Origin of the sequence: Endozoicomonas sp. ONNA1, assembly GCF_024606325.1 — a bacterium.
Taxonomy (GTDB): domain Bacteria; phylum Pseudomonadota; class Gammaproteobacteria; order Pseudomonadales; family Endozoicomonadaceae; genus Endozoicomonas_A.
Window position 1 is genome coordinate 1 of the sequence record NZ_JAHHPN010000217.1, and the last position, 2,020, is coordinate 2,020.

3 protein-coding genes are annotated in these 2,020 nt (G+C 50.3%); 1 reads left to right on the forward strand and 2 read right to left on the reverse strand.

The window, feature by feature from the left end; genetic code table 11:
• Positions 1–180 (forward strand): hypothetical protein (locus tag KDK19_RS05055; protein WP_257254745.1); only part of this gene is annotated, 180 nt, incomplete at its 5' end.
• A 177-nt stretch (positions 181–357) separates the two neighbouring features.
• Here KDK19_RS05055 and KDK19_RS05060 read toward each other — a convergent pair.
• Both KDK19_RS05060 and KDK19_RS05065 read right to left on the reverse strand, forming a co-directional pair.
• Complete coding sequence (locus KDK19_RS05060) at positions 358–783, reverse strand: hypothetical protein (RefSeq protein ID WP_257254744.1); 426 nt, start codon at positions 781–783, stop codon at positions 358–360.
• Positions 774–2,020 (reverse strand): recombinase family protein (locus KDK19_RS05065; RefSeq protein WP_257291479.1); only part of this gene is annotated, 1,247 nt, incomplete at its 5' end. The genes KDK19_RS05065 and KDK19_RS05060, both read right to left, overlap by 10 nt.

A 2,020-nucleotide genomic window follows, 5' to 3' on the forward strand; every position in this document is an offset into this window, starting at 1 on the left:
AGCGCGCCATCTTCAGAAAGCCCTATTTTTATAGGGCTTTTTGTCGTTTTGGGGGTGGCTTTTGTAATGCCTGTCTCGCCTTTTATTATTTTTTGGTCGTTTAATTTCCGCACTGGCAAAAACCGTAAAAATGCCCATTTTTGGCCATTTTGGTGCTTTTTTCTCTTTCTCTTCTCTTAAATTCGCACTTTTCAAAATTCTTGTGCGTACTTTGATTTTCCCTTTAAAAACAGTTGGTTATCAGTGGTTTTAGGTTGTTTGGACGGGTGTTGGGTTTGCACTTTATTAGCGATATGTGTGGGGGACGGTCGGCGAACTTTATGATTAAAAATCGAGGGGTAAAAAGGAGGGAGTACATCAATCCTCCGGTATACCCAATGCCTTCTTCTGCTCCGACCACAAGAGTGGAAAAGGCTTCATAAAATCAGCCAGTACCAAACCTCCCAGGCTGCGACCATCAATAATGGCTTCCTGAATCTCTGACGACAGAGTGGTCAGCCGGAGGATTTTCGAAGCATAGCTTTCGCTGTTGATTCCTTCCTTTTTAGCCAGCACTTTCAGGTGCTTCTCTTTTCCTGTTTCCAATGCCTTCAACCACCGATGCGCCCTGACCAGAGCATTTCTCAAAGCCGGATCGGCCTCTTCCAGTGCCGGACGACCATCTGGTGTGGTGACCTGGCTCTTGCCCTTGCGGTTGATGAACTTGATGGGGATATGCACCAGAATACAGTTCTCATCTTCGAGATAGGTGCGGGTCGCTTTGCCGGTTACTTTTATGGCCATGTCACTTCTCCTTGTAACTCATGGGTGATGGTGGGTATCCCTTCCTGGTGGAACCGAATCTCAATACCCTGCTGATGGACGTCTATTCGGTTGACCAGCAGTTTCATTAAACGGCGCTGTTCTTGGGGAAACAGAAGATTCCAGATATCCGACAGGTCGTTCAGGGCTTCCCTGACCTGATCTTCATTGAACGTTTCCTGATCCGTCAGCATCTGCCACGTGGTGAAAATAATCTCTGGCTGCTTCAGTAAATCCCGTAGATTTTCCACCACCAAAAACTCGATTTCCTTCGCGGGCAAGGTAGGCAGGGGTGAATGTTTGTGGCCGTGCCTCCGGGCCACGCTACTGACGTAGTAGCGGTGCAGTTTGCCCTTGCTGCGGGTGGCCGTGGGTATCAGGGCTTCCTGCTCCGGTCCGAACAGAAAACCCCGCAGAAACGAAGGACTGTGCCTGTGTCGGCTGTCTGTCTGGCGGCCCGAGCTGTTGCTCTGGAGAATGGTCTCTACCTTCGCCCAGACCTCAGGTTTGATAAGGGCTTTATGCTCACCCGGATACCATTCACCCTTGTGGCCGATCTCACCTTTATAGAGGCGGCTCTTAAGTAGTTTGTAGATGGCGGTGCGGGTGAACTTCTTGCTTCCGACCACTTGGCCACCTTTGCGTGGCAATCGCTTGGTTCGGAAGCCCATTTCATTAATCCGTTCGGCGGTTTCAACTTGTGAGCGGGTTTCAATAAAGATCTTGAAGATCTCCCGAATAATCACCGCCTCTCCTTCATTGGGGATAAGCTTGCGATCCACCACGTCATAGCCCAGCGGTGGCGTCCCACCCATCCATTTACCCTTCTTCTTGGAGAGCAGAAACTTGTCTCTGATGCGCTCCCCAGTGACTTCTCTTTCAAACTGGGCAAAGGACAATAGAATATTAAGCGTCAGTCGTCCCATGCTGCTGGTGGTATTAAACTGCTGGGTGACAGCGACGAAGGATACTTTATGCCTGTCGAACACCTCCACCAGCCGGGCAAAGTCAGCCAGCGACCTTGAGAGGCGATCCACTTTATAAACCACCACCACATCAATCTTTCCGGCTTCCACATCTTGCATCAGTCGCTGAAGTGCAGGCCGTTCCATATTGCCACCGGAAAAGCCGCCATCGTCGTACTCGTCTGGCACCAGAACCCATCCTTCCTGTTTCTGGGAGGTGATATAAGCTTCACCCGCTTCCCTTTGGGCGTGGA